Here is a 25,869-nt window from a genome sequence, read left to right on the forward strand (position 1 = left end):
AGTCACCAAATACATTTAATCATCAGATGAAAGAGAGGCTTCAATGAATGAAAGCAACAGGTATTGTTCGTCGAATTGATGATTTAGGGCGGGTTGTTATTCCAAAAGAAATCCGCAGAACTTTAAGGATTCGTGAAGGAGACCCACTAGAAATCTTCGTAGATCGCGATGGAGAAGTTATCTTAAAAAAGTATTCTCCAATTAGTGAACTTAGTGACTTTGCTAAAGAATATGCAGAAGCGTTATATGACAGCCTAGGACATCCTGTTTTGATTTGTGATCGAGATGTATATATCTCAGTAGCAGGAAGTTCTAAAAAGGAATACTTAAATAAAAACATTAGTCAACTCGTTGAAACAACGATGGAGAGTCGTAGCTCTGTTTTAGTGAAAGACGAAAAGAAGATTGAGTTTATTGATGGACAAGATGAAACCGTCGCGTCGTATACAATTGGCCCAATCGTTGCAAACGGCGACCCTATTGGTGCAGTGGTAATCTTCTCGAAAGACAAATCTGTTACAGAAGTTGAGCATAAAGCTGTTGAGACAGCTGCAGGTTTTTTATCTCGCCAGATGGAGCAATAATAGATACTATGCAGTACTAAAAAAGGCAGCAGGTTCGCTGCCTTTTTTGCGTGTTGTTAAGAATTATAAAAGTTCTGTCGTGCTATAATACATGTAATCCTTTTATCGGCGATGTAAGCATTGTTAATGGTCACGATAGAAAGAATGTGAATGATAATGAGAAAGTGTTTTTGATGTTGAAAGGTGTTTATGTATGAAGAAAGCAGCTAGTAAGAGCAATCATGTTCAATCAATTTTAAACGGGGCGTTTATTTTAACGCTTGCTGGTTTACTGACAAAGGTATTAAGTGCTAGTTATCGAATTCCTTATCATTATATTGCTGGTGATATAGGTTTTTATATTTATCAGCAGGTATACCCTTTTTACGGTATCGCTTTATTGTTAGGTACATATGGATTTCCTGTTATTATCTCTAAATTAATAGCAGAAAACGCTCATGATCACCGAGTCATTGCAATGATTTTGCGTACCTCGTTTGGCTTTTTGTTTTTAATGAACGCTTTATTTTTTGCTCTTCAATATGGGTTTGCTGAGCAAATTGCCCATTGGATGGGAGATAAACAGTTAACCTCCCTTATCAAAATGATTTCACTATCCTTTTTGTTTATTCCGTTTTTAGCGGTTATTCGTGGGTATTATCAAGGAATGAATAACATGATTCCAACGGCTCTTTCACAAGTAGCCGAGCAACTTGTCAGAGTAGGAACTATTTTGGTGTTATCGTTTTTGCTACTACATAAAGGTTATAACCTTTATGTAGTAGGAGCAGGTGCACTCTTTGGTTCCATTACAGGTGCAGCAACAGGTCTATTTGTTTTAGGTGCTTTCCTATTGAAGCATAAAAAAAAGTTACCTTTAAGAGGACAGTATCAAGTAACGGATGAGGTAAAACAAATTATAAAGAACGTAGGTTTGTATGGGAGCTTAATTTGTTTAAGTGGTATGGGTCTATTATTTATTCAACTTGTAGATGCATTTACTCTTTTTTCTCAATTAGTAATAGAAGGAACCGATGAATTAAAGGCGAAGATTATGAAAGGCGTTTATGACCGAGGATTACCGCTCATACAACTTGGCACAGTTGTGGGTACCGCCTTTTCCTTAGCGTTAGTTCCTATTATTTCATCTGCTGTTTCTAAAAGAGATCATGAACTACTTCATGAAAAGGCTCAGTTATCATTAAAACTGTCATTGGTCGTTGGAATAGGAGCATCGATAGGGCTAGTAGGGATTATGAAGTCGACAAACATGATGCTATACGGAGATGCAGTAGGGACTACGACATTACAAACCTTAAGCTTATTAATTATGTTTACGACTTTATCGGCTACAACTGCCGCTATTTTACACGGCATGGGACATATGTATGTTCCTGCCTTATCGGTAATCAGTGGATTAGTACTGAAATATGTTCTTAATATAATATTGATACCTATTTATGAAACAGTAGGAGCAGCTATTGCATCTGTTTTAAGTTTTGCTGTTATCGGGTGTATAAATACTCTTTATTTACGTGTAAAGCTAAAAGTGAATGTAATAAGCAAAAGAAGTATAATCATTACCTTTATTTCAGCAATTAGTATGTTAAGTTTCTTGAAAGTATATGAATTAAGCTTATATGCTCTTATAGAATTAAGTAATCGCCATTCTTCTTTCTATATCATTCAATCTTTAAGTGGTGTATGTCTTGGAGGAGCGTTGTATATTTATCTTATCGTAAAGAATAGAGTATTTACATTAGGAGAACTAACATTCATTCCTCTCGGAGAGAAGTTGGGGAAGTATATCGTGAAAAAACGCACATGAAAGGTGATAAAAATGAACAAAACAATTACAGTCATTGGATTAGGGGCAGGCGATTTAAATCAACTTCCACTCGGGATATTTCGTATATTAAAGAGTTCAAATCAACTATTTTTACGCACAAAAGAACACCCAGTAGTTTCTCATTTCGCAAAAGAAAACATTGAGTTTCATTCATTTGATGATGTCTATGAACAACATGATTCGTTTGAAGCAGTTTATCAGCATATTGTTGACAATCTATGTGAGCAAAGTGGTGAAATTGTCTATGCAGTGCCAGGGCATCCTCTTGTAGCTGAAAGAACGGTTCAGTTATTGATAGAAAAAGAAAAAGAAATGGATGATCTTCACGTTGAAATCAAAGGTGGTCAAAGCTTTTTAGACCCTATTTTCTCTGCGTTGAAAATTGACCCAATTGAGGGGTTTCAGCTCCTTGACGGTACGGCTCTAAAAAGAGGTGAATTACAGTTTACCCAACATGTTTTGATTGGACAAGTATATGATCAATTTGTGGCGTCGGATGTGAAACTAACATTGATGGATGATTTACCTGATGAGTATCCGGTTTATATTGTAACAGCAGCTGGAAGTGAACTTGAAACGATACGAAAAGTAAAGCTTTACGAATTAGATCGAGAAGTAGAACTGAATAATCTCACCACCATTTACGTCCCACCAGTGACGGAAGAATCCACACTGTACCATCAATTTGAGTCGTTACGTCACATTATTGCTACGTTAAGAGGTCCAAATGGTTGTCCTTGGGATCAAAAGCAAACCCACACTTCGTTAAAGAAATATTTACTTGAAGAAGCATATGAATTACTAGAGGCCATTGATAATGAAGATGATGATCATATCATAGAAGAGCTAGGAGATGTCTTACTTCAAGTCATGCTGCATGCGCAAATTGGAGAAGATGAAGGCATGTTCTCCATCGATGACGTTATTCAAGGGCTTTCTGATAAAATGGTGAGAAGGCATCCGCACGTGTTTAGTCATGTACATGTAGAGAATGAGGAAGAAGTGGTGAAAAATTGGAATGAGATCAAGCAAGCAGAAAAAGGTGAACAGCCTTCATCATTATTACATGGTGTCTCTCAGTCTGCTACTAGTTTAATGAAGGCGTATTACTTCCAAAAAGAAGCGGCAAAAGTAGGGTTTGATTGGGATCATATCGAGCCAATGTGGGGAAAAGTATGGGAAGAAATCAATGAATTTAAAGAGGAAGTGCAGTCTCTTCAAGGCGAGGATAAGTTGAGTAACGAATTTGGTGATATTTTATTTGCGCTCGTAAATGTTGCTCGCTATTATAAGGTGGATCCAGAGTCAGCGCTTGCTCAAACCAATCATAAGTTTACTAGGCGTTTTCAATATATTGAGGAAAAAGTAAGGGAATCTGGTAAGCCATTTACATCTTTTACGTTAGAAGAGTTAGATGCATTTTGGAACGATGCAAAAGAACAAGGTTTATAAATTCGTAAAGGGGAAAAAGACCATGAGATTAGATAAATTCTTAAAGGTATCTCGTTTAATTAAACGTCGTACATTAGCGAAGGAAGTAGCCGATCAGGGCAGGATTACCGTCAATGGAACAGTTGCAAAAGCGAGTTCTATCTTAAAAGAAGGTGATGAATTAGCGATTCAATTTGGAACAAAAATCGTAACAGTTAAAGTTGAAACGTTAAAAGAAACAGCAAAAAAAGAAGAAGCAAGTCAGTTATATTCAGTTGTTAAAGAGGAGCGTGTGACGGCCGAATAGTTCCTAGTTTCATACAAGCGAGGCTTGTTCTAAAATAATTTTCTCCCTCATATGTTTAAACAAGATAAGATGAGAGCCATTTGAACGTTCTCAGTTAATGAGATGGGGGATGAAAATGAGTCAATACTATGAAATGGGATCAGCAAATAAAGACCATACACCAAATCATGATCTTGTGATGAAAGGCCGTCGCTTGTTAGATATTACAGGAGTAAAGCAGGTAGAAAGCTTTGATAACGAAGAGTTTTTATTAGAAACTGTGATGGGCTTTCTTTCTGTTAGAGGACAAAATCTCCAAATGAAAAATTTGGATGTTGAAAAAGGGATTGTGTCGATTAAAGGGAAAATTTTTGATATAGTTTATTTAGATGAACAACAATCGGAGAAAGCTAAAGGATTCTTTAGCAAGTTGTTCAAATGAGTTTAAACATTCAATTCTATACAATGATTGCAATGATTGTAATGGGCAGCTATTTAGGAGCTGCCCTCGATACGTACCAATATTTCTTTAATCGTTCGAAGGTTGCTCGGTGGTTAACCTTTATTAATGATTTTTTATTTTGGATTTTGCAATCATTATTTATCTTTTATGTTTTATTTCAAGTAAACGAGGGAGAACTGCGCTTTTATGCTTTTCTTGCTCTGTTATGTGGGTTTGCAGCTTATCAAAGCTTATTTAAGCAGTTGTACTTGAAAGCGTTGAAGGTAGTTGTATCTATCTTTGTAAAGATGTATCGCTTTGTTGTATCTTTATTTATTGTTTTATTGGTCAAGCCTATACGTTGGTTTGTTCACGTGGTCATCCTTTGCCTAATTGCTTTGTATAAAGTTTTATTGTCGACCTTAAACGTCACAATTCGAATTATAGTGGCTCCTTTTAAGTGGATAAGCTTTATTGTTTGGAGAATGATGCCTAGTCGTGTCAAAACATTGTTTCGTCGTTTTTGGAAATATGTAGAAGGGTTTTACCGAAAAGTAAAGAATACGAAACAAAGAGTGGTTACATGGATTAAATCGTTCAGAGGTAAGGAGGATGAATAGTAAGTGAGTGCCATAAAAGATGAGAAAGTAACGAAACTGAACTCGGACTATATAACAGAGCAAGAGTTAAAGAAAAAAAATGTGCATAGCAGACGTGTCGGTCTCGTAAGACGTCTCACTGTTTTTGGTATTTTGGCGTTAGTTGTTTCAATCGCAATGATCTCAACCATTATTACACAGGCATCGACGATTGAAGATAAGAAGCTAGAGGAAGAGAAATTGGAACAACAATTAACAAAGTTAGAGACAAAGCAAAAACAGTTAGAAGATGAAATTGTTAAATTAAATGATGAAGAATACATCAAAAAGATTGCAAGAAGGGATTATTTTCTTTCAGAAGAAGGGGAAATTATCTTCAACATAAAAAATGACTAACGACATGGCTCGTTGACAGTGCATTTTTGCTTTTTGTATAATATAATAAATTGATTTCTTTTATCATTTTAAGGAGGAGCATTTTTTTTATGTCAATTGAAGTAGGCAGCAAGTTACAGGGAAAGGTAACAGGTATTACTAATTTTGGAGCATTTGTGGAGCTGCCAGAAGGCTCAACAGGCTTAGTTCACATTAGCGAAGTTGCTGATAATTACGTGAAAGATATTAACGATCATCTTAAAGTTGGAGATGAAGTTGAAGTCAAAGTTATTAATGTAGAGAAAGACGGAAAAATTGGTCTTTCAATTAAGAAAGCGAAAGATCGTCCGGAACGCCCTGAGCGTTCAGAACGTCCAGAACGTCCAGACCGCCCTGCGCGTCAAGGTGGACGTCCAGATCGTTCACGTGATTCACGTCCATCACGTAACAGAAGCAACGAATATCGCCCGAAAGAAACATTTGAACAAAAAATGAGTCGTTTTCTGAAAGATAGCGAAGATCGCTTATCTTCCCTGAAGCGTCATACTGAATCTAAACGCGGTGGACGCGGAGCAAAAAGAGGCTAACTTGTTGCTTATATTTAAATAAATAGCAAGTTCTAAGTTACACTTCATAAAGCAGACCGTCAGTATAACCTTAGCAAGTCTAAGGATTTATACTGACGGTTTGTTTTAGTTATGTTAAAAAAGAGTTAAAAAAGGCACATACCTAAGTATGTGCCTAAAAGGATGACCCGTACGGGATTCGAACCCGTGTTACCGCCGTGAAAGGGCGGTGTCTTAACCGCTTGACCAACGGGCCATTATGAGATAAAAGTAGCGGCGGAGGGGATCGAACCCCCGACCTCACGGGTATGAACCGTACGCTCTAGCCAGCTGAGCTACACCGCCATTATCAAAACTATAAAAGACATTTATTATCATACATAAATCTATTATATGTGTCAATGCTTTTTGAAGAAAATCCTCTTTATTTCTTATTACCTCTTTTTATTGGACGCTCTTCGCTCATTTCTCCTTTCATGTCATCTCTCTTAAGATGGTATACGTAAAATCGTTTTGTATTTTTCGCTCATTTCATTGTATTTACCCTAAATTTTTCAAAAAGATATGTAGGATTAAGTTTCTTTTTGTATATTCATTGATTTATATAAAAGAAATAGTCGAACGATTCTTTTGTTGAGATGCTTGTTTTGACAAAAATTGAGAGACATGCTCGTTATAATAAACTACAAGTATAATTAGCGGGTGGTGTAAATATGCAAAAAACAGAGGGGAACTATGCAAGTCCAGCAACGGAAGCCGTTTTTAACCGAACACGTTTAGAACTGTCACGTTATATGACACAATTTGGACTCAAAACAGAAAAAGTATTATTCCAATGGGGTTTATTATTGTTAGTCGTTGGATTTTTATTAGGACGAGCTTTAATTCTTATGAAGATTATGCCGTTTGCATTACCGTTTTTTGCGGCTGCTTACGTCATGAAGCGAGAAAAGTCAGCGATGGCAGGTTTAGCTGTTTTAGCTGGAGCATTTAGTGTATCGATTCAAAATGGATTGTTCTTACTATGTGCATGCTTTCTCTTTTTATTCATTTATCGCTTAAGTGGAATGATCAGTGTAGAGCCTATTAAGAAACTACCATTTTTAGTTTTTACAACGATGTTAGTGACAAAGATAGGGATGTTTTATCTTGTTACACAACAAGTTGCGCTGTACGACTTTACGTTTGCAGCCATTGAAGCTGGCTTAAGCTTTATTTTAACAATGATTTTCCTTCAGAGCATACCTCTTATCTCTCAAAGACAGAGAAAGCAATCATTAAAGACAGAAGAAGTGATTTGTCTCATTATTTTGCTAGCCTCTGTGATGACAGGAACGATTGGATGGACGATCTATGGGTTGTCAGTTGAACATATTTTATCGAGATATCTTGTTTTAATCTTTGCATTTGTAGCGGGTGCTACGATGGGCTCTACTGTAGGAGTCGTCACAGGCCTGATTTTAAGCTTTGCACATGTAGGAAGCCTTTACGAAATGAGTTTACTAGCTTTCTCGGGACTACTTGGTGGTCTTTTAAAAGAAGGTAAAAAAATTGGCACATCTGTCGGGCTACTGATGGGAACATTACTGCTTGGCTTATATAACCAAACCAATCAACTCCTCTCTCTAAATTTATATGAATCTCTTGTTTCAATAGGTTTATTTATGATTACTCCAAAATTCATTACGAAAAATATTAGTAAATTGATACCAGGAACAACAGAGCATGTGATTGAACAGCAGCAATACGTTCGGAAGATTAGAGATGTAACAGCAAATCGTGTGGAGCAATTCTCTAATGTGTTTCAAGCGTTATCTAAAAGCTTTTCACAAAATGGCTTTTATGAAGAAGAAAGAGATGAAAACCAAGAAATGGACTACTTTTTAAGCAATGTGACAGAGCGAACATGTCAGTTCTGCTTTAAAAAAGATCAGTGCTGGGCACAGCAATTTGATACGACATACAACTACATGAAAGAAGTGATGCATGAGCTTGATCAAGATACATTACAGTACAACACAAGACTAGTAAGGGAATTGGACAAGCATTGTATCAAGTCTAAAAAAGTCATTGATGTCATCGACCAAGAACTGACGAACTTTCGAGTGAATCAAAAACTAAAGAGACAAATTCAAGAAAGTAGAAGGATTGTGGCTGAACAGTTGTTAGGCGTATCTCAGGTGATGAATAACTTTTCAAAAGAGATTAAGCGCGAGCGTGAAAACCTGCATGTTCAAGAAGAACAGATACTTGATGCCTTACGGAACTTTGGAATGGAGATTAATCAAATTGAACTATATAGTTTAGAACCAGGAAATGTGGATATTGAAATGTGGGTTCCATATTGTCATGGTAGAGGTGAATGTGAAAAGATTATTGCGCCAATGTTAACAGATATATTAGGAGAGTCTATTGTGGTGAAACATGAAGATTGTGCAACGTATCCTCAAGGGTATTGTCATGTTTCGTTTGGTTCCACAAAAGCGTATGTAGTTGATACCGGGATTGCTCATGCAGCAAAAGGTGGAGGCTTTGTATCTGGTGATAGCTATTCAACAATTGAATTAAATGCTGGGAAATATGCAATTGCCATTAGTGATGGCATGGGGAATGGTGAGCGTGCTCATTACGAAAGCAGTGAGACGCTTCAATTGCTTAAGCAAATTTTACAAACAGGAATTGAAGAGAGAATTGCGATTAAATCAGTCAACTCAATCCTTTCTTTACGTACAAATGATGAAATCTTCTCTACCTTAGATTTAGCGATGATTGATTTGCAAGATGCGAATGTGAAGTTTCTAAAGATTGGATCAACTCCTAGTTTTATTAAGCGAGCTAATCAAGTGATTAAAGTTCAGGCAAGTAATCTGCCGATGGGAATTATTGAAGATTTTGATGTAGATGTGGTGAGTGAGCAGATGAAGGCTGGGGATTTGCTTATTATGATGAGCGATGGAGTATTCGAAGGCCCTAAGCATGTAGAGAATTATGAAATGTGGATGAAACGAAAGGTAAGTGAACTTGAAACTACAGACCCTCAAGAGATTGCGGATTTAATTATGGAAGAAGTCATCCGAACAAGATCAGGGATGATTGAGGATGATATGACCATTGTTGTCGCGCAAATTAAGCATAACACACCAAAATGGTCATCTATTCCAGCATACGGACAGCGTAAAAAAGCTTTATAGTCTATCTTCTTCCTACGTATATTTTAAAACATCCTCGTCTAAGCTGTTAACAACATACGTAGGAGGGGATTGAAGTGAGAAAAGGTACGTTAAAGCAAATGCTTGTTATCACAGATGGTGGATCCAATACAGGTGAAGACCCGGAAGCTATGGCTGCTCTAGCAAAAGAACAGGGTATCACCGTAAATGTCATTGGAGTAATGGAAGAAGATATTATAGATGAACAGGGTATGAAAGAGATTGACGGAATTGCGATGGCTGGTGGCGGTGTGAGCCAAGTTGTGTATGTAAAGCAGCTTTCTCAAACAGTTCAAATGGTCACAAGGCAAGCGATGACACAAACGCTTCAAGGAGTCATAAATAAGGAGTTACAACAAATCTTAGGCTCAGAAGTGAAGATGGATGATTTACCACCAGAAAAGCGTGGAGAAATCATGGAGGTTGTTGATGAACTAGGTGAAACTGTTGATTTAGAGATTCTCATTTTAGTTGATATGAGCGGAAGTATGAAAACGAAATTGCCAACCGTCAAAGAGGCATTATTAGACTTGTCTTTAAGCTTAAATGCTAGATTAGGTAATAACTTATTTTCTATCTTTTTATTTCCGGGGAAAAAGAAAGATGTGGAGAAATTAATGGATTGGAATCCAAGATTAGAATCTTTATCTACTATTTTTCCGAAGTTAACCGCAGGAGGTATCACACCGACAGGTCCTGCCATTAAAGAAGCTGTTCACCACTTTAATAAAAAGCGCTCTTTAAGGAGTTTGTTGAGACAAGATGAATACATTGAAGAGTCTGGTTTCTAACCTTCGTCCAGGTACTACCATTACAGGTAAATGGCATCAACACTCATATCGAATTTTAAAAGAACTAGGTATGGGGGCAACAGGGGTTGTGTATTTAGTCGAAAGACAAGATCAATCCCTTGCCGCTTTAAAGTTTAGCTTTCAAAGTATGTCTGTGAGTGCAGAAGTAAATGTATTAAAAAGCCTCTCAAAGGTCCATGGAAAAGTCCTTGGACCTTCTTTATTAGATGTCGATGATTGGAAAGTATCATCTCAACACCAAGTTTCCTTTTATGTAATGGAGTATATAAAAGGAGAACCATTTCTATCTTTTATTAAAAAAAGAGGATCAGAATGGATTGGCGTGTTTGCTATTCAACTACTAGGTAACTTAGATGAGTTGCATAAAGAGGGGTGGACATTTGGGGATCTAAAGCCAGAAAATCTAGTCGTAACGGAACATCCTATTACCGTTCGGTGGCTTGATGTAGGTGGAACAACATTACACGGTCGATCGATTAAAGAGTTCACAGACTTTTATGATCGTGCACACTGGGGAATGGGGGCGCGTAAAGCTGAACCGTCTTATGATTTATTTGCAGTCGCGATGATCATGTTGCATGCAGCCCATGGTAAACGCTTTGATAAACAAGACCATTCAAAAGAGCAATTAAGAAAAGCATTGTTATCAAAAGAATGTCTATCTCCGTACCGTACAGCGATACAAAAAGCATTGGAAGGAAAATATACAGCTGCTGAGGAGATGAAGAAAGAAGTTATTCGTGGTTTAAACGCTCCACATGCTTCTAGTCAACAAACAAGACCTACCAGCACAAAAAGACACTCGACACGAACAAAAATAAAAGTAAAGCGCAAACAGAAGCACTTATTAGAAACGTGCTTGTTGTTTGTATCTGTTATGTTTATGTATTTGTTATATTTATTCTTACAAGTCTTATGATTATCTCAATAAATACATCAAATTTGTGAAACTTATAAGAGTTGTTTTCGTATAAGAGAAATTAATGGTACATTTAATGTATCTCCCTGTGTAAGGATTGGTTAACTTTGGAAAAAGCAGTAAATACATTTATTCATAAGCATCAACTCGTGCCCAATCATTCAAAGATTATAATAGGTGTATCAGGAGGTCCAGATTCTTTAGCTTTGCTTCATTTTTTGTGGGAAAAGAAAGAGGAGATGGATTTAGAGCTTATTGTTGCACATGTTGACCATATGTTTAGAGGGAAAGACTCTGAGGAAGATATGGAATATGTCCAACAATACTGTAGAGAGATGGGTGTGCAATTTGAAGGCAAACAAATCAATGTGGGAGCCTACCAAAGAGAACAGCAAGTATCGGCTCAAGTTGCTGCACGCCACTGTCGATATGCATTTTATGAAGAAGTGATGGAAAAGTATCAAAGTGACATCGTGGCCCTAGCTCATCATGGAGACGATCAAATTGAGACGGTGTTAATGCGATTAACAAGAGGAAGCACGATGAACGGCTATGCTGGTATGAAGCCGAAAAGGCCATTTGAGAGAGGCGTGATTATTCGGCCGTTTTTAGCGGTAACTAAAGAAGAGATTTTGCAGTATTGCAAAGACCATGATTTGAAACCGCGGACTGATTCTAGTAATTTTAAAAAAGGATATACCCGTAATCGATTTAGACATGAAATGCTCCCATTTTTAAAGAAGGAAAACCCTACCGTTCATGAGAAGATTCAGCGTTTTAGTGAAGAAGTAAGCGAAGATCAACAGTACTTAGAGGAATTAACAATTGAAGCGATGAATAAAGTAGTGAAAAAGCAAGAAGAAAATGAAATCATTCTTCGAAGGAATGCATTTCTAGAGATGCGGAAACCTTTACAAAGAAGAGGGATTCAACTAATATTAAGATATCTTTATAAAGAAATTCCTCAAAATCTTTCCTCAACTCATTTAGATAGCCTTGTGTTATTGCTTGAACGTGAGCAACCTTCAGGAACACTGCATTTTCCAAATGGTTTAAAAGTCATTCGTTCCTATCATGATTGTATGTTCACATTTGAAGAGGAAAAAAGAAAACCTTACCGCTATGTATTAAACATACCAGGCTATGTTCATCTTCCAACTAACAAAAAGATCATTTGTGAAATACACAACGAACTGCCGTACATACAAGAAAACGATACTTTTGTTTTACCACTTGGGCAAATTCAAGGTCCTTTAGTTGTGAGAACACGTAGACAAGGTGATAAAATGACAATTAAAGGCATGAAGGGTCGTAAAAAGGTAAAGGATATTTTTATTGATTGTAAAATTCCATTATCTGAACGAGACATTTGGCCGATTGTGGAAGATAGTTCTGGTGAGATCATTTGGTTACCTGGTTTAAAAAAATCGATTTATGAGAAGGTTAACCATTCTGATCAAAGATATGTTATTTTATACTATAAGTAGCTAAAACTTCTAGGAGGCAAGTAATCACATGAATCAAGACATTAAAGAAATTTTGATTTCTGAAGAAGAAATACAAGAGAAAATTAAAGATTTGGGTAAAATACTAACAGAAGAGTACAAAGAGAGCTTTCCACTTGTTATCGGTGTGTTAAAAGGTGCTATGCCTTTTATGTCTGACCTATTAAAACGCGTTGATACATATTTAGAGATGGACTTTATGGATGTTTCAAGCTATGGAAGCGCAATGGTTTCATCAGGCGAAGTAAAGATCCTTAAAGATTTAGATACATCTGTAGAAGGTAGAGACATCCTTATTATTGAAGATATCATTGATAGTGGACTAACACTGAGCTATTTAGTAGAGCTATTTAAGTACCGTAAAGCGAAATCAATCAAAATTGTGACGCTTTTAGATAAACCATCTGGGCGTAAGGCAGCTATCCAAGCAGATTACGTTGGTTTCGATGTTCCAGACGCGTTTGTAGTAGGATATGGACTGGATTACCAAGAGAAGTATCGTAATTTACCTTACATCGGTGTATTAAAGCCAGAAGTATACAGTAACTAATCAATACGTACGAAGTGCAATTTGTTGTATAGGATAAATTTTCTATGATACTATTGGATAAAATGTTTTTATCGTGGGAGGAGGTAAGGAATGAATCGGATCTTCCGTAATACCATCTTTTATTTACTTATATTTTTAGTAATCATTGGCGTAGTAAGCTTCTTTAGTGGTTCTAATCAACAAACAGAGTCAATGAGTTACGATACATTTGTAGAAAATCTTGATAAAGGTACTATTACTTCTTTATCACTAAAACCAGAGCGGCAAGTATATGAAGTTCGCGGTAAATTAGAGTCTTATGATAAAGATCAAGAGTTTGTTACTTATATTGCAGATGGTGATCGCGCTTTAGAGCGTATTGATACAGCTGCTGAGAGTGGCGCGTTAAAAGTAGATATTAAACCAGCCGAAGAAACAAGCGGTTGGGTAACGTTCTTCACTTCAATTATTCCTTTTGTTATTATCTTTATCTTATTCTTCTTCTTACTTAACCAAGCTCAAGGTGGCGGTAGCCGTGTTATGAACTTTGGTAAGAGTAAAGCAAAGCTTTACAATGAAGAGAAGAAGAAAGTGAAATTCAAGGATGTAGCAGGTGCTGATGAAGAAAAGCAAGAGTTAGTTGAAGTAGTGGAATTTTTAAAGGATCCTCGAAAGTTTGCAGAGTTAGGTGCTCGTATTCCAAAAGGAGTTCTACTTGTAGGACCCCCGGGTACAGGTAAAACACTATTAGCAAGAGCGGTAGCTGGTGAAGCTGGTGTACCATTCTTCTCAATTAGTGGATCTGACTTTGTGGAGATGTTTGTTGGTGTAGGGGCATCTCGTGTTCGTGACTTATTTGAAAACGCGAAAAAGAATGCACCTTGTATTATTTTTATTGATGAAATCGATGCAGTAGGTCGTCAGCGTGGAGCAGGTCTTGGTGGAGGTCATGATGAGCGTGAGCAAACACTAAACCAGTTACTTGTTGAGATGGATGGATTCGGTGCAAACGAAGGAATCATTATCGTTGCAGCGACAAACCGTCCAGATATTTTAGACCCTGCGTTATTACGCCCAGGACGTTTTGACCGTCAAATTACGGTTGATCGCCCAGATGTAAATGGACGCGAAGCGGTATTAAAAGTGCATGCTCGCAATAAGCCATTAGATGAATCTGTTAACTTAAACACAATTGCTCTTCGTACACCTGGTTTCTCTGGTGCTGACTTAGAGAATTTATTGAATGAAGCTGCTCTTGTAGCTGCTCGTCAAAATAAGAAAAAAGTAGACATGTCAGATATTGATGAAGCAACAGATCGAGTGATTGCAGGTCCAGCGAAGAAAAGTCGTGTTATCTCTCAAAAAGAGCGTAACATTGTGGCTTACCATGAAGCGGGTCACACAATCATTGGAGTTGTATTAGACGAAGCTGATATGGTGCATAAGGTAACAATTGTTCCACGTGGTCAAGCTGGCGGTTATGCGGTTATGTTACCGAAAGAAGATCGCTACTTTATGACAAAACCGGAGCTTCTTGATAAAATTGTTGGTTTACTTGGTGGCCGTGTTGCCGAGGAAATTATCTTTGGTGAAGTAAGTACAGGTGCTCATAATGACTTCCAACGTGCAACAAGTATTGCTCGTCGCATGGTAACAGAATACGGTATGAGCGATAAACTTGGACCGATGCAATTTGGTCAGGCCCAACAAGGTCAAGTGTTCTTAGGGCGCGATATTAACAGCGAACAGAACTATAGTGATGCAATTGCACATGAAATTGATCTTGAAATTCAACGCATTATCAAAGAAAGCTACGAGCGTGCGACAAAGATCTTAACAGAGAATCGTGATAAATTAGAGCTCATCGCACAAACTCTTCTTAAAGTAGAAACACTAGATGCAGAACAAATTAATCATTTAGTGGATTACGGTAGACTTCCAGATCGTTCACGTCCAAGTGAAGAGGATGTAAAAGTGAACATTTTAACAAAAAAGGAAGAGCAACCTAAAGAAGAAACAAACGAAGAACCTAAAGATAAAGAGTAAATGAAAGGTACCCGTTTAAGGGTACCTTTTTTATTTTGTGGCGCTATTGAACGGTTATAAAACTGCACGAAATCTTTATAGGTGTGGTATGATTGTGGCAGTATAATTATTGAAATTAAATAGAGTGGTGATTATGTTGATCTTTGTATTGGATGTCGGGAATACGAATACAGTATTAGGTGTGTATGATAGAGATGAATTGAAGTACCATTGGCGAATTGAAACTAGTCGAAATAAAACAGAAGATGAGTATGGAATGGTTATAAAGGGGCTTCTTGAGCATGTAGGTCTAACCTTTCGGGATATTCATGGTATTATTATTTCTTCAGTTGTTCCTCCAATTATGTTTTCGCTTGAGCGTATGTGTCAAAAGTACTTTCACTTAAAGTCGTTAGTTGTGGGACCAGGAATCAAAACAGGATTGAACATTAAGTATGAGAATCCTAGAGAAGTGGGAGCTGACCGTATTGTGAATGCCGTAGCAGGGATTCATTTGTATGGAAGTCCTCTTATCATTGTTGATTTTGGTACAGCTACAACTTATTGTTATATTAACGAAGAAAAGCAATACCTGGGTGGTGCAATTGCTCCTGGTATTAATATCTCAACAGAGGCGTTATATTCAAGAGCTTCAAAATTGCCAAGAATTGAGATTGCTCGTCCAAGCAGTATTGTAGGGAAGAATACAGTGACGGCAATGCAGGCTGGTATTTTGTACGGTTACGTAGGACAAGTAGAGGGCATTGTTTCGAGAATGAAAGAGCAGTCAAATGTGAAACCTAAAGTTATCGCAACAGGTGGACTTTCTACTCTTATTGCAAAAGAATCTGATGTGATTGATATCGTAGATCCATTTTTAACGTTAAAAGGATTACAGCTCATTTACACAAAGAATATGGAGCAAGAATAACTACATAATTTATGAAGGTAAGAAAGGTGTGTATTTTGATGAGTGACTATCTTGTGAAAGCTTTAGCTTATGACAGTCAGGTTCGAGCATATGCTGTTCGAACAACAGGTACAGTCGGTGAAGCTCAGCGTCGCCATTATACGTGGCCAACAGCGTCGGCCGCACTTGGCCGTGCCATGACAGCTGGCGTCATGATGGGGGCTATGCTAAAAGGTGAAAATAAGCTAACGATTAAAATCGAAGGTGGCGGCCCAATTGGTGCCATTTTAGTAGATAGCGATGCAAAAGGGAATGTACGAGGTTACGTAACGAATCCTCAAACTCATTTTGATTTAAATCAGCATGGAAAGCTTGATGTAGCAAAAGCAGTTGGTACAACGGGTATGCTAACAGTGGTAAAAGATTTAGGGATGAGAGAGAACTTTACAGGGCAAGTTCCGATTGTTTCAGGAGAACTTGGAGAAGACTTTACGTACTATTTTGTGTCATCTGAACAAGTCCCTTCTTCTGTTGGGGTTGGTGTTCTTGTTAATCCTGATAATACAATTTTAGCAGCAGGTGGTTTTATCATTCAGCTAATGCCTGGAGCAAGTGAAGAAACCATTTCTGCGATTGAAAAGCGCTTAAGTACGATGGAGCCAATCTCTAAATTGATTCAAAAAGGATTAACACCTGAAGAAGTCTTATTTGAAGTCTTAGGCAAGGAAAATGTGAAAGTGTTAGAAACAATGCCTGTAGAGTTTCGCTGTCAATGTTCACGTGAACGAATTTCAAATGCACTTATTAGTTTAGGTAAAGACGAAATTCAAGCGATTATTGATGAAGATGAGCAAGCAGAAGCGCAATGTCATTTCTGTAATGAAAAATATCAATTCTCAAAAGAAGAGCTTGAAGAGTTAAAAGAAAATGCAGGATAAATTAAGGGTGCGTATTGACGCACTCTTATTTATTTTTTGGGGCATCCTGTCATATAGTAAAAGAGAACTAACAATAATAAATCAAAATGATTGACAATTTAGAAAATAATTGATAAATTTGATACAAATTCAATAAAAATAGTCGGAATTAGGAGTGATATCATGGCTCGTGTAGCAAATTCTATTACAGAACTAATTGGTCAAACACCTATTGTAAAGTTAAATCGCATTGTAGAAGAAGGTTCAGCTGATGTTTACTTAAAGCTTGAGTTTATGAACCCAGGAAGTAGTGTGAAAGATCGTATTGCGCTAGCGATGATCGAAGATGCAGAAGCAGCAGGCTCATTAAAGCCAGGAGATACAATCATTGAACCAACAAGTGGAAATACAGGTATTGGTTTAGCGATGGTAGCTGCAGCAAAAGGATATCGTGCTATTCTAGTAATGCCTGAGACAATGAGTTTAGAACGCCGCAACTTATTAAGAGCTTATGGAGCGGAGTTAGTACTAACCCCAGGTCCAGAAGGGATGAAAGGTGCTGTAAATAAAGCAACAGAGTTATCGAAGGAACATGGTTACTTTATGCCTCAGCAATTTCAAAATGAATCAAACCCAAAAGTTCACCGTAACACAACAGGTAAAGAGATTGTGGAGCAAATGGGTGATCAACTAGATGCATTCGTCGCAGGTGTAGGAACAGGTGGAACAATTACAGGAGCGGGTGAAGTTTTAAAAGAAGCGTATCCTAACATTAAGCTTTATGCAGTTGAACCAGCAGATTCTCCAATTCTAAGCGGTGGTCAGCCGGGTCCACATAAAATTCAAGGAATCGGAGCGAACTTTGTTCCAGATATTTTAAATACACAAATCTATGATGGTGTTGTTGCAATAAAAAATGAAGAAGCATTCGAATATGCAAGAAAAGTAGCGAAGACAGAAGGATTGCTAGGCGGTATTTCTTCTGGTGCAGCCATTGCGGCAGCGTTGAAGGTAGCCAAACAACTAGGAAAAGGGAAAAAAGTACTTGCTATTATCCCAAGTAACGGTGAGCGTTACTTAAGTACACCACTTTATCAATTCGAAGAGCAACAAGCGCAAAAATAACCTAAACATTTTGTGGTCTGTCTCAACAGGAGTATCTAGAACTCCTGCTGAGGCAGGCTTGTTTTTTTCTTACTTTAGTGAATAAAAAACGTAAATCATGTAAAATAACTAGTAGGTGATTTGTTTTTAGGAGAGTGACGAAATGCAACAAAGAATGACTTGGGGAGAACCCATTTTTATTCCTAAAGATAAGTGGTTTCAAACATATCAGCAGTTATCAGTACAAGAGCCTAATCATATTCTCCTTGAAAGTGGTCGTGGAGGAAGGTTTCATATTATGGGCTTAGCTCCTATTGCGACTTTAAAAGGTGAAAATGGAGAGCTGCAAATTGTAGAACAAGGTCATGTGTCTATAATAAAGGGGAATCCACTTCACTCAATGAGAGAGTGGATGAAAAAGTATGAAACATCAAGCAATTCCGAGTTACCGCCTTTCCAAGGTGGAGCAATTGGTTATATTAGTTATGACTATATTCGGTACGTAGAACATTTACCTCAGTGTGCAGAAAATGACCTTAAGCTACCGGATGTCTACTTTCTTGTATTTCGTGATGTGTTTGTTTATGACCACGTTCAAGAAAAGTTATGGATTATGACAAATGACGTCGTTGGTCACGAAGAACAAGCGAAAGAGCGTATTCAACAGTATAAAGAAAGCTGGCTGAGTAGTGAATCAGATCAATTACAATATGAACCTGCATCTAAACGTGTGGATTCGGCTAATGTATTTATGTCAGAAGACTACTTTGCAGATGCTGTAAATAAAATTCATCACTATATTGCCCAAGGTGATGTTTTTCAAGTGAATTTATCGGTTAGACAATCACAGCCATTACAGACCCATCCTATGCATATCTATGAAAAACTAAGAGAGATTAATCCTTCTCCTTACATGTCTTACATGCAAACGGATGAGTTTCACATTGTAAGTTGTTCTCCTGAGTTACTAATTAAAAAATCAGGAGAAGAAATTAGTACACGTCCAATTGCTGGGACGAGATCGCGTGGTAAAACAGAAGAAGAAGATCTTGCATTAGCAAATGAGTTAATTGAGAGTGAAAAAGAACGAGCTGAGCATGTTATGTTAGTTGATTTAGAGCGCAATGATCTTGGGAGAGTTGCTCAATATGGAAGTGTTCATGTTGATGAGTTTATGGTCATTGAGAAATACTCCCACGTTATGCATATCGTATCTAACGTTAAAGGTACATTAGCAAAAGGTAAAGATTTTGTTGATATTGTTGATGCTGTCTTTCCAGGTGGTACAATTACAGGAGCACCCAAAGTTAGAACAATGGAAATCATTGAAGAGTTAGAGCCTGTAAGGAGAGGAATTTATACGGGTTCAATTGGTTGGATTGGCTTTAATGGAGATTTAGAGTTGAACATTGCCATTCGCACAATGCTCGTTAAAGATGGACACGCATATGTTCAAGCTGGAGCGGGAGTGGTTATTGATTCGAATCCAAAGCATGAATACAAAGAATCGCTAAAGAAAGCTGCTGCTTTATGGAAAGCAAAAGAGTCGAGTGAAAAAGAGCTGAGTGAGGGTGAGAAGAGATGATTTTAATGATTGATAATTATGATTCATTTACATTTAATTTAGTACAATATTTAGGTGAGTTAGGGCAAGAGTTAGTTGTAAAGCGAAATGATGAAATTACGCTCGATGAAATTGAAGAGTTAAATCCAGACGTATTAATGATTTCGCCAGGTCCTTGTAGTCCAAATGAAGCGGGGATTAGTTTAGCTGCTATTGCTCACTTTGCTGGAAAGATTCCGATTTTTGGTGTTTGTTTAGGGCACCAATCGATTGGCCAAGTGTTCGGCGGTAAAGTCATTCGTGCAGAGCGACTTATGCATGGAAAAACATCTGATATTCATCATGATGGTAAGACTGTATTCAATGGACTAGAGAATCCGCTTGTCGCGACACGTTATCATTCATTAATTGTAGAAAAAGAGTCATTACCTGATTGTTTAGAAGTTTCAGCTTGGACAGAAGAAGGTGAAATTATGGCCCTTAGACATAAAACGTTACCAATTGAAGGTGTGCAATTTCATCCAGAGTCTATTATGACTTCATTTGGAAGAGAAATGTTGCAGAATTTCATTGAAACTTATCAAAAGAAAGAAGTGTAAGGATGTATATATATATCAATGGTGAGGTCGTCTTACAGACAGAAGCCGTTATCTCACCTTTTGACCATGGATATATGTATGGACTAGGGCTTTTTGAAACATTTCGTATATACAATGGTCACCCGTTTCTATTAGATGACCATTTAGAGCGATTACGCAAAGGTTTAGAAGCTTTGTGTATTCACTGGTCCTACTCTAAAGAAGAGGTTTTAGATATTATCAAAAAACTGTTGAAAAAAAACGAGTTAAAAAATGCATATGTACGCTTAAACGTTTCTGCAGGTGTCGGTGAAATTGGTTTACAAGTAGAACATTATGAGCAGCCATCGACTATTTTTTATCTAAAGCCTATGCCTTCTACGCCCCCCCTTTTTATAAAAGAGGGGGTTCTTCTTGAAACAAGAAGAAATTCGCCTGAAGGAAATGAACGATTAAAGTCTCACCATTATTTAAACAACGTGATTGCCAAACGAGAAGTTGGCAGTGATATGGGGAAAGAAGGAATCTTTCTCACAAAAGAAGGATATGTTGCAGAAGGTGTGGTGTCTAATCTCTTTTTTGTAAAGGGAAATAAAGTCTATACGCCTTCTACAGAGACAGGTATTTTAAATGGAATTACACGTCAATTCATTTTACGTATGTTAGAAAAACAGCACATGGAAGTAGAAGAAGGGTTGTTTTCGGTGAAAGACTTGTTAACGAGTGATGAAATGTTTATGACAAATTCTATTCAAGAAATTTTTGCTATCAAGAATATTGGAGAAGTATCGTTTAAAACAGGGACAGGAACGTTAACCTATACATTACAACAACTCTATAAGCGAGCTACGCAATCTTTATGGAGTCGAGAACAGTTAGAAGAGGAGACTTGGCATCTATGACAGTAAAGTCTTTAGTAAATCATCAAATTATTGAGTGTGGGAAGTACACATTAGATTATAAAAATCAAACGTTAATTATGGGGATTTTAAACACGACGCCAGATTCATTTTCAGACGGTGGGAAATACAATCAAGTGGATCAAGCAGTTGCTCATGCACATCAAATGGTTGAACACGGAGCTCATATCATTGATGTGGGAGGAGAGTCCACGAGACCCGGTGCTGAAAAAGTTTCGAAAGAGGAAGAGTTAGCAAGGGTCATTCCTGTCGTTCGTGCGTTATCCCAGCATGTAGAGGTACCTATTTCGGTTGATACGTATAAAGCGGAAGTTGCAAAGCAGTCCATTGAAGCTGGGGCTCATATCATTAATGATGTATGGGGGGCAAAAGCTGACCCTGAGATGGCAGAAGTTGCTGCTACTTATGGTGTTCCCATTATTTTGATGCATAATAGAGAACAACGTGATTATCATGATTTAATTCCTGATATGATTAGTGATTTATACGAAAGCATTGATATTGTAAAGCGAGCAGGCGTTGAAGATCGCCAAATTATTCTTGATCCAGGCATTGGCTTTGCCAAGGGGATGCGTGAAAACTTGGAAGTGATGAGAAACTTAGAGCAATTCTCAACACTAGGTTACCCCCTTTTACTAGGTACATCTAGAAAGTCAATGATTGGAAAAGTACTCGACCTACCTCCTAGTGAACGTATGGAAGGAACGGCTGCGACTGTGGGTATGGGGATTTCAAAAGGTATTCATATTACGCGGGTTCATGATGTATTAGGAATTGCTCGATTTGCTAAAATGATGGATGTGCTTGTAGGGAAGGGAGAGGCTTAATATCGATAAAATTTTTGTTCATAATATGAAGTTCTATGGTTATCATGGTGTATTTGCAGAAGAAAATAAGCTAGGTCAGCGTTTTAATGTTGATCTAACAGTAAAGCTAGATCTACAAAAAGCTGGTGAAACAGACGACCTTACCCAAACCGTTAGTTATGCAGACTTATATAACATCTGTCAAACGATTGTAGAAGGTAAAACATTCAAGTTAGTGGAATCCATTGCAGAATGTATCGCAAAAGAAGTCCTTTCGGGTTATTTGCTTATCCAGTCTTGTACAGTAAAGGTTTATAAACCCGATCCACCCATTCGAGGACATTATGACTCGGTTGCAGTCGAGATAACAAGGAGTCGTTAAATGAAAAACATCTCATATGTGGCGTTGGGTTCAAACATTGAAAATCGCCTACAACATTTAAAGTTTGGGGTTGAATCGTTAGCAAAACACCCCACTATAAACGTAACAAACGTATCCTCTATCTATGAAACAGAGCCTATCGGTTATACTGACCAAGAAAGTTTCTTAAATATGGCTATTGAAGTAAAAACGTCATTATCTCCTTTAGATTTACTTTCAGTTTTGCAACAAATTGAGTTAGATTCTGGAAGGAAAAGGGAAATAAAGTGGGGACCTCGAACTTTAGACCTTGACATTTTGTTGTATAACCAAGAAAATATTGAAACAGAAAGACTAAAAGTTCCACATCCTAGAATGTTAGAGAGAGCTTTTGTGATGGTTCCGCTCTGTGAATTAAATCCAGCGCTTTCTATTCCTAACTCTCCTCAAAAAGTACGGACTTTAATAGATAAATTAGAAGATCGAGAAGGGGTAACTGTATGGAAGCGGAAAAATGGGGAAGACGTATTCGCGCTTTTCGAAAGTTGAAAGGATATACACAAGAAAATTTCGCGAAAACTTTAGGGGTTTCTGTATCGCTTTTGGGAGAGATTGAACGTGGTAATCGAGTTCCTGATGAAAATTTGCTGCAACAAGTTGCGGATTCATTACAAATTAGTGTTCAAGAATTAACACCTAAAGAGGTGCAAAATAGATAAGTTACTAAACAAAGGAGAATTTTACATTGTTGAAAATTGGAGATATTACAATGAAAAATCCCGTTGTTTTAGCGCCGATGGCAGGGGTATGTAACTCTGCTTTTCGTTTAACGGTAAAAGAATTTGGTGCTGGTTTAGTGTGTGCTGAAATGGTTAGTGATAAAGCTATTTTATATAATAATGCTAAAACAATGGGGATGCTCTATATTGATGAACGAGAAAAGCCGCTTAGCTTACAAATCTTCGGTGGAAAAAAAGAAACACTCGTCGAAGCGGCTAAGTTTGTAGATAAAAATACCACGGCTGATATTATTGATATTAATATGGGGTGTCCGGTACCGAAAATAACAAAGTGTGATGCCGGTGCTAAATGGTTATTGGATCCAAATAAAATTTATGAAATGGTTTCAGCGGTTGTTGACGTTGTAGATAAGCCTGTAACCGTTAAAATGCGTACTGGTTGGGACGAAGATCATATCTTTGCAATTGAGAATGCTCAAGCTGTTGAACGTGCTGGTGGAAAAGCTGTAGCTCTTCACGGTCGAACTCGTGTGCAAATGTATGAAGGGCACGCAGATTGGGATATTATTAAACAAGTAAAACAATCTGTATCTATTCCCGTTATTGGTAATGGTGACGTGCAAACGCCACAAGATGCTAAACGCATGCTCGAAGAAACGGGTGCTGATGGTGTTATGATTGGTCGTGCAGCATTAGGAAACCCTTGGATGATTTACCGAACAGTTAAATACCTTGAAACAGGTGAGTTAATAGGTGAGCCTTCGGTTCGCGAAAAGATGGATGTATGTAAGCTACACTTAGATCGCTTAATTGAATTAAAAGGTGAAAACGTAGCGGTGCGTGAAATGAGAAAGCACGCAGCCTGGTATCTAAAAGGTGTGCGTGGAAACGCAAAAGCTCGCAACGCCGTTAACGAATGCAATACGCGTCAAGATTTAGCCGTTCTACTTGATAATCTGGTAGAAGAAGTAGAAGCAAAAGAAGCAAATGACGTTCAAGCGATTTGACATAAAGAAACGAGTAATTTTATAATACCTCTAAAGAAGAGGATACATTGCCAGTGATAAACTGGCATTTTTTTCTGTTTGGAAAGCCACTTTATTATAAATTCATGGAGATGAGTAGATGATGAATCACGAAGAATTAAATGACCAACTTCTCGTGCGTAGAGAAAAGATGAACAAACTTCGAGAAAGCGGTATGGACCCTTTTGGTACAAGATTTGAACGCACACATACATCACAAGAATTATTTGATCAATACAATGAAATTGAAAAAGAAGAACTAGATGGACAAGAAATTCCTGTATCATTAGCAGGTCGTATTATGACAAAGCGTGGTAAAGGGAAAGCTGGATTTGCACATGTTCAAGATTTAACAGGACAAATTCAGTTATATGTAAGAAAAGATGCTATCGGTGAAGACGCTTATGATATTTTCAATACGGCTGATATTGGAGATCTTGTAGGGGTTCAAGGTGTTCTTTTTAAAACAAAAGTAGGAGAGCTTTCAATTAAGGTACAAGAATTTACGTTACTTACAAAAGCTCTTAGACCGTTACCAGATAAGTATCATGGTTTAAAAGATGTAGAACAGCGTTATCGCCAACGTTACTTAGACTTAATTACAAACCCAGAAAGCAAGCAAACATTTATCTTAAGAAGTAAAATCATTCAATCGATGCGTCGTTACTTAGATAACAACGGGTATTTAGAAGTAGAAACACCAATGATGCACTCAATTGCTGGTGGGGCATCTGCTCGTCCGTTTATTACTCATCACAATGCCTTAGATATGACGTTATACATGCGTATTGCGATTGAACTACACTTAAAACGTCTTATCGTTGGTGGTTTAGAAAAAGTATATGAAATTGGTCGTGTCTTCCGTAACGAAGGTGTTTCAACACGCCATAATCCTGAATTTACAATGATTGAACTTTACGAAGCGTATGCAGACTATAAAGATATTATGAGTTTAACTGAAAACTTGATTGCTCATATTGCCCAAGAAGTATTAGGTACAACAAAAGTTCAATATGGTGATCAGGAAATTGATTTATCTCCAGAGTGGACAAGACTTCACATGGTTGATGCAATTAAAGAATATACAGGTGTAGATTTCTGGAAAGAAACATCTGTAGAAGAAGCTAGAGCGTTAGCTAAGGAGCATAATGTAGAAATTAATGAGCACATGCAATATGGTCATATTGTAAATGAATTCTTTGAACAAAAAGTTGAAGAGAAACTTATTCAACCTACATTCATCTATGGACATCCAGTTGAGATTTCACCTTTAGCCAAAAAGAATGCAGAGGATCCTCGTTTTACAGATCGCTTTGAATTATTTATTGTAGCTCGTGAACATGCTAATGCATTCACAGAATTAAATGATCCCATTGATCAGCGTGAACGATTTGAAGCACAATTAAAAGAGAAAGAACAAGGTAACGATGAAGCGCATGAAATGGACGATGACTTTATTGAAGCACTTGAATACGGTATGCCTCCAACAGGTGGTTTAGGTATTGGTATTGACCGTCTAGTGATGTTACTAACAAATTCACCGTCAATTCGCGACGTGTTATTATTCCCGCAAATGCGTCACCGTTAAAAAGAAGAGCTGTTTATCAGCTCTTCTTTTTATATTTATAGACAACAGATTAAGAAGCTATAAATGTTATTATAAAGAGGGGAAATTAGAATATTACAACATTTTCTAAATTGCTTGCCTTTGATAAAAACATTTGATATATTAATATTCGTTGTCAGGAAAACAAAATGACAACGAAAAATAAGTTTTAAAAAGTTGTTGACATGAAGTTGATAACTTGGTATGATAGTAAAGTCGCTTCTGAGC

25 protein-coding genes, 2 tRNA genes and 1 pseudogene are annotated in these 25,869 nt (G+C 37.4%); 26 read left to right on the top strand and 2 right to left on the bottom strand.

The genetic code is table 11. The annotated features are described in order from the left end of the window. Nucleotides 1-47: 47 nt before the first annotated feature. From spoVT to DIS06_RS18330, 8 genes are all read left to right on the top strand, one after another. A complete protein-coding gene (spoVT, locus tag DIS06_RS18295) occupies nucleotides 48-584 on the top strand; it encodes a stage V sporulation protein T (RefSeq protein ID WP_110114679.1) in 537 nt (178 codons plus the stop codon). Between the two features lie 193 nt (nucleotides 585-777). Next, nucleotides 778-2,391, top strand: coding sequence for a putative polysaccharide biosynthesis protein (locus tag DIS06_RS18300; RefSeq protein ID WP_110114680.1), 1,614 nt, complete (start codon nucleotides 778-780; stop codon nucleotides 2,389-2,391). A 12-nt stretch (nucleotides 2,392-2,403) separates the two neighbouring features. Beyond that, nucleotides 2,404-3,864, top strand: a complete 1,461-nt coding sequence (yabN, locus tag DIS06_RS18305; RefSeq protein ID WP_110114681.1) for a bifunctional methyltransferase/pyrophosphohydrolase YabN — start codon at nucleotides 2,404-2,406, stop codon at nucleotides 3,862-3,864. A 22-nt stretch (nucleotides 3,865-3,886) separates the two neighbouring features. Next, nucleotides 3,887-4,150: an RNA-binding S4 domain-containing protein gene (locus DIS06_RS18310; RefSeq protein WP_110114682.1), complete on the top strand. Its 264-nt coding sequence runs from the start codon at nucleotides 3,887-3,889 to the stop codon at nucleotides 4,148-4,150. A 133-nt stretch (nucleotides 4,151-4,283) separates the two neighbouring features. After that, nucleotides 4,284-4,571, top strand: coding sequence for a sporulation protein YabP (gene yabP, locus DIS06_RS18315; protein WP_481746887.1), 288 nt, complete (start codon nucleotides 4,284-4,286; stop codon nucleotides 4,569-4,571). Beyond that, on the top strand, nucleotides 4,568-5,191 hold the full coding sequence (yabQ, locus tag DIS06_RS18320; protein ID WP_110114684.1) for a spore cortex biosynthesis protein YabQ: 624 nt from the start codon (nucleotides 4,568-4,570) through the stop codon (nucleotides 5,189-5,191). The genes yabP and yabQ overlap by 4 nt, the downstream gene beginning before the upstream one ends. Nucleotides 5,192-5,194: 3 nt before the next feature. Then, entirely contained in the window at nucleotides 5,195-5,566 is a 372-nt protein-coding gene (locus tag DIS06_RS18325; protein ID WP_110114685.1) for an FtsB family cell division protein, read from the top strand. Nucleotides 5,567-5,655: 89 nt separating this feature from the next. Beyond that, nucleotides 5,656-6,132, top strand: a complete 477-nt coding sequence (locus tag DIS06_RS18330; RefSeq protein WP_110114686.1) for a S1 domain-containing RNA-binding protein — start codon at nucleotides 5,656-5,658, stop codon at nucleotides 6,130-6,132. Between the two features lie 163 nt (nucleotides 6,133-6,295). Here DIS06_RS18330 and DIS06_RS18335 read toward each other — a convergent pair. Both DIS06_RS18335 and DIS06_RS18340 read right to left on the bottom strand, forming a co-directional pair. Beyond that, a tRNA-Glu gene (locus DIS06_RS18335) sits at nucleotides 6,296-6,367 on the bottom strand. A 15-nt stretch (nucleotides 6,368-6,382) separates the two neighbouring features. Further along, nucleotides 6,383-6,456 (bottom strand) — tRNA-Met (locus tag DIS06_RS18340). Between the two features lie 368 nt (nucleotides 6,457-6,824). Between DIS06_RS18340 and spoIIE the strand changes: the two genes are divergently transcribed. The 18 genes and pseudogenes from spoIIE to lysS all read left to right on the top strand — a co-directional run bounded on the left by spoIIE (nucleotide 6,825) and on the right by lysS (nucleotide 25,623). Beyond that, nucleotides 6,825-9,302, top strand: a complete 2,478-nt coding sequence (spoIIE, locus tag DIS06_RS18345; protein ID WP_110114687.1) for a stage II sporulation protein E — start codon at nucleotides 6,825-6,827, stop codon at nucleotides 9,300-9,302. 74 nt (nucleotides 9,303-9,376) lie between these two features. Beyond that, nucleotides 9,377-10,111: a vWA domain-containing protein gene (locus DIS06_RS18350; RefSeq protein ID WP_110114688.1), complete on the top strand. Its 735-nt coding sequence runs from the start codon at nucleotides 9,377-9,379 to the stop codon at nucleotides 10,109-10,111. After that, nucleotides 10,083-11,051, top strand: a complete 969-nt coding sequence (locus DIS06_RS18355) for a protein kinase domain-containing protein (protein ID WP_110114689.1) — start codon at nucleotides 10,083-10,085, stop codon at nucleotides 11,049-11,051. The genes DIS06_RS18350 and DIS06_RS18355 overlap by 29 nt, the downstream gene beginning before the upstream one ends. Nucleotides 11,052-11,158: 107 nt before the next feature. Next, nucleotides 11,159-12,538 (top strand): tRNA lysidine(34) synthetase TilS, encoded by a 1,380-nt coding sequence (tilS, locus tag DIS06_RS18360; protein ID WP_110114690.1) that lies wholly within the window; start codon nucleotides 11,159-11,161, stop codon nucleotides 12,536-12,538. A 28-nt stretch (nucleotides 12,539-12,566) separates the two neighbouring features. Continuing rightward, nucleotides 12,567-13,106, top strand: coding sequence for a hypoxanthine phosphoribosyltransferase (gene hpt / locus DIS06_RS18365; RefSeq protein ID WP_110114691.1), 540 nt, complete (start codon nucleotides 12,567-12,569; stop codon nucleotides 13,104-13,106). Between the two features lie 90 nt (nucleotides 13,107-13,196). Continuing rightward, complete coding sequence (gene ftsH / locus DIS06_RS18370; protein WP_110114692.1) at nucleotides 13,197-15,131, top strand: ATP-dependent zinc metalloprotease FtsH; 1,935 nt, start codon at nucleotides 13,197-13,199, stop codon at nucleotides 15,129-15,131. A 136-nt stretch (nucleotides 15,132-15,267) separates the two neighbouring features. Continuing rightward, complete coding sequence (locus tag DIS06_RS18375) at nucleotides 15,268-16,041, top strand: type III pantothenate kinase (RefSeq protein ID WP_110114703.1); 774 nt, start codon at nucleotides 15,268-15,270, stop codon at nucleotides 16,039-16,041. Between the two features lie 38 nt (nucleotides 16,042-16,079). Further along, the gene (hslO, locus tag DIS06_RS18380) at nucleotides 16,080-16,958 is read left to right on the top strand and encodes an Hsp33 family molecular chaperone HslO (RefSeq protein WP_110114693.1); all 879 of its coding nucleotides are present in this window, start codon (nucleotides 16,080-16,082) and stop codon (nucleotides 16,956-16,958) included. Nucleotides 16,959-17,120: 162 nt separating this feature from the next. Further along, complete coding sequence (gene cysK / locus DIS06_RS18385) at nucleotides 17,121-18,062, top strand: cysteine synthase A (protein WP_110114694.1); 942 nt, start codon at nucleotides 17,121-17,123, stop codon at nucleotides 18,060-18,062. A gap of 142 nt (nucleotides 18,063-18,204) precedes the next feature. Beyond that, the gene (gene trpE, locus DIS06_RS18390; RefSeq protein ID WP_110114695.1) at nucleotides 18,205-19,626 is read left to right on the top strand and encodes an anthranilate synthase component I; all 1,422 of its coding nucleotides are present in this window, start codon (nucleotides 18,205-18,207) and stop codon (nucleotides 19,624-19,626) included. Then, complete coding sequence (gene pabA, locus DIS06_RS18395; RefSeq protein WP_110114696.1) at nucleotides 19,623-20,204, top strand: aminodeoxychorismate/anthranilate synthase component II; 582 nt, start codon at nucleotides 19,623-19,625, stop codon at nucleotides 20,202-20,204. The genes trpE and pabA overlap by 4 nt, the downstream gene beginning before the upstream one ends. Before the next feature lie 2 nt (nucleotides 20,205-20,206). Further along, nucleotides 20,207-21,075: pseudogene (gene pabC / locus DIS06_RS18400) on the top strand (aminodeoxychorismate lyase); the annotation flags it as partial. Between the two features lie 6 nt (nucleotides 21,076-21,081). Further along, nucleotides 21,082-21,930, top strand: coding sequence for a dihydropteroate synthase (gene folP / locus DIS06_RS18405; protein WP_110114698.1), 849 nt, complete (start codon nucleotides 21,082-21,084; stop codon nucleotides 21,928-21,930). Between the two features lies 1 nt (nucleotide 21,931). After that, nucleotides 21,932-22,291 carry a dihydroneopterin aldolase gene (gene folB / locus DIS06_RS18410; RefSeq protein WP_110114699.1) on the top strand — a complete coding sequence of 120 codons (360 nt, stop codon included), beginning with the start codon at nucleotides 21,932-21,934 and terminating at the stop codon, nucleotides 22,289-22,291. Further along, complete coding sequence (folK, locus tag DIS06_RS18415; RefSeq protein WP_110114700.1) at nucleotides 22,292-22,819, top strand: 2-amino-4-hydroxy-6-hydroxymethyldihydropteridine diphosphokinase; 528 nt, start codon at nucleotides 22,292-22,294, stop codon at nucleotides 22,817-22,819. Beyond that, on the top strand, nucleotides 22,771-22,989 hold the full coding sequence (locus tag DIS06_RS18420) for a helix-turn-helix domain-containing protein (protein WP_110114701.1): 219 nt from the start codon (nucleotides 22,771-22,773) through the stop codon (nucleotides 22,987-22,989). The genes folK and DIS06_RS18420 overlap by 49 nt, the downstream gene beginning before the upstream one ends. Nucleotides 22,990-23,015: 26 nt before the next feature. Then, nucleotides 23,016-24,017: a tRNA dihydrouridine synthase DusB gene (gene dusB / locus DIS06_RS18425; protein WP_110114702.1), complete on the top strand. Its 1,002-nt coding sequence runs from the start codon at nucleotides 23,016-23,018 to the stop codon at nucleotides 24,015-24,017. A gap of 121 nt (nucleotides 24,018-24,138) precedes the next feature. Then, the gene (lysS, locus tag DIS06_RS18430; protein WP_110114704.1) at nucleotides 24,139-25,623 is read left to right on the top strand and encodes a lysine--tRNA ligase; all 1,485 of its coding nucleotides are present in this window, start codon (nucleotides 24,139-24,141) and stop codon (nucleotides 25,621-25,623) included. Nucleotides 25,624-25,869 lie beyond the last annotated feature (246 nt).

The organism is Bacillus sp. CGMCC 1.16541 (assembly GCF_003184905.1).
Classification (GTDB): Bacteria; Bacillota; Bacilli; order Bacillales; family Bacillaceae_H; genus Priestia.

Coding starts and splice junctions, on each gene's coding strand:
- DIS06_RS18420 (WP_110114701.1), top strand. CDS start 22,771: ATGGAAGCGGAAAAATGGGGAAGACGTATTCGCGCTTTTCGAAAGTTG.
- DIS06_RS18310 (WP_110114682.1), top strand. CDS start 3,887: ATGAGATTAGATAAATTCTTAAAGGTATCTCGTTTAATTAAACGTCGT.
- lysS (WP_110114704.1), top strand. CDS start 24,139: ATGAATCACGAAGAATTAAATGACCAACTTCTCGTGCGTAGAGAAAAG.
- pabA (WP_110114696.1), top strand. CDS start 19,623: ATGATTTTAATGATTGATAATTATGATTCATTTACATTTAATTTAGTA.
- folP (WP_110114698.1), top strand. CDS start 21,082: ATGACAGTAAAGTCTTTAGTAAATCATCAAATTATTGAGTGTGGGAAG.
- DIS06_RS18355 (WP_110114689.1), top strand. CDS start 10,083: ATGAATACATTGAAGAGTCTGGTTTCTAACCTTCGTCCAGGTACTACC.
- ftsH (WP_110114692.1), top strand. CDS start 13,197: ATGAATCGGATCTTCCGTAATACCATCTTTTATTTACTTATATTTTTA.
- yabN (WP_110114681.1), top strand. CDS start 2,404: ATGAACAAAACAATTACAGTCATTGGATTAGGGGCAGGCGATTTAAAT.
- hpt (WP_110114691.1), top strand. CDS start 12,567: ATGAATCAAGACATTAAAGAAATTTTGATTTCTGAAGAAGAAATACAA.
- trpE (WP_110114695.1), top strand. CDS start 18,205: ATGCAACAAAGAATGACTTGGGGAGAACCCATTTTTATTCCTAAAGAT.
- folK (WP_110114700.1), top strand. CDS start 22,292: ATGAAAAACATCTCATATGTGGCGTTGGGTTCAAACATTGAAAATCGC.
- cysK (WP_110114694.1), top strand. CDS start 17,121: ATGGCTCGTGTAGCAAATTCTATTACAGAACTAATTGGTCAAACACCT.
- hslO (WP_110114693.1), top strand. CDS start 16,080: ATGAGTGACTATCTTGTGAAAGCTTTAGCTTATGACAGTCAGGTTCGA.
- spoIIE (WP_110114687.1), top strand. CDS start 6,825: ATGCAAAAAACAGAGGGGAACTATGCAAGTCCAGCAACGGAAGCCGTT.
- DIS06_RS18300 (WP_110114680.1), top strand. CDS start 778: ATGAAGAAAGCAGCTAGTAAGAGCAATCATGTTCAATCAATTTTAAAC.
- spoVT (WP_110114679.1), top strand. CDS start 48: ATGAAAGCAACAGGTATTGTTCGTCGAATTGATGATTTAGGGCGGGTT.
- yabP (WP_481746887.1), top strand. CDS start 4,284: ATGGGATCAGCAAATAAAGACCATACACCAAATCATGATCTTGTGATG.
- yabQ (WP_110114684.1), top strand. CDS start 4,568: ATGAGTTTAAACATTCAATTCTATACAATGATTGCAATGATTGTAATG.
- DIS06_RS18330 (WP_110114686.1), top strand. CDS start 5,656: ATGTCAATTGAAGTAGGCAGCAAGTTACAGGGAAAGGTAACAGGTATT.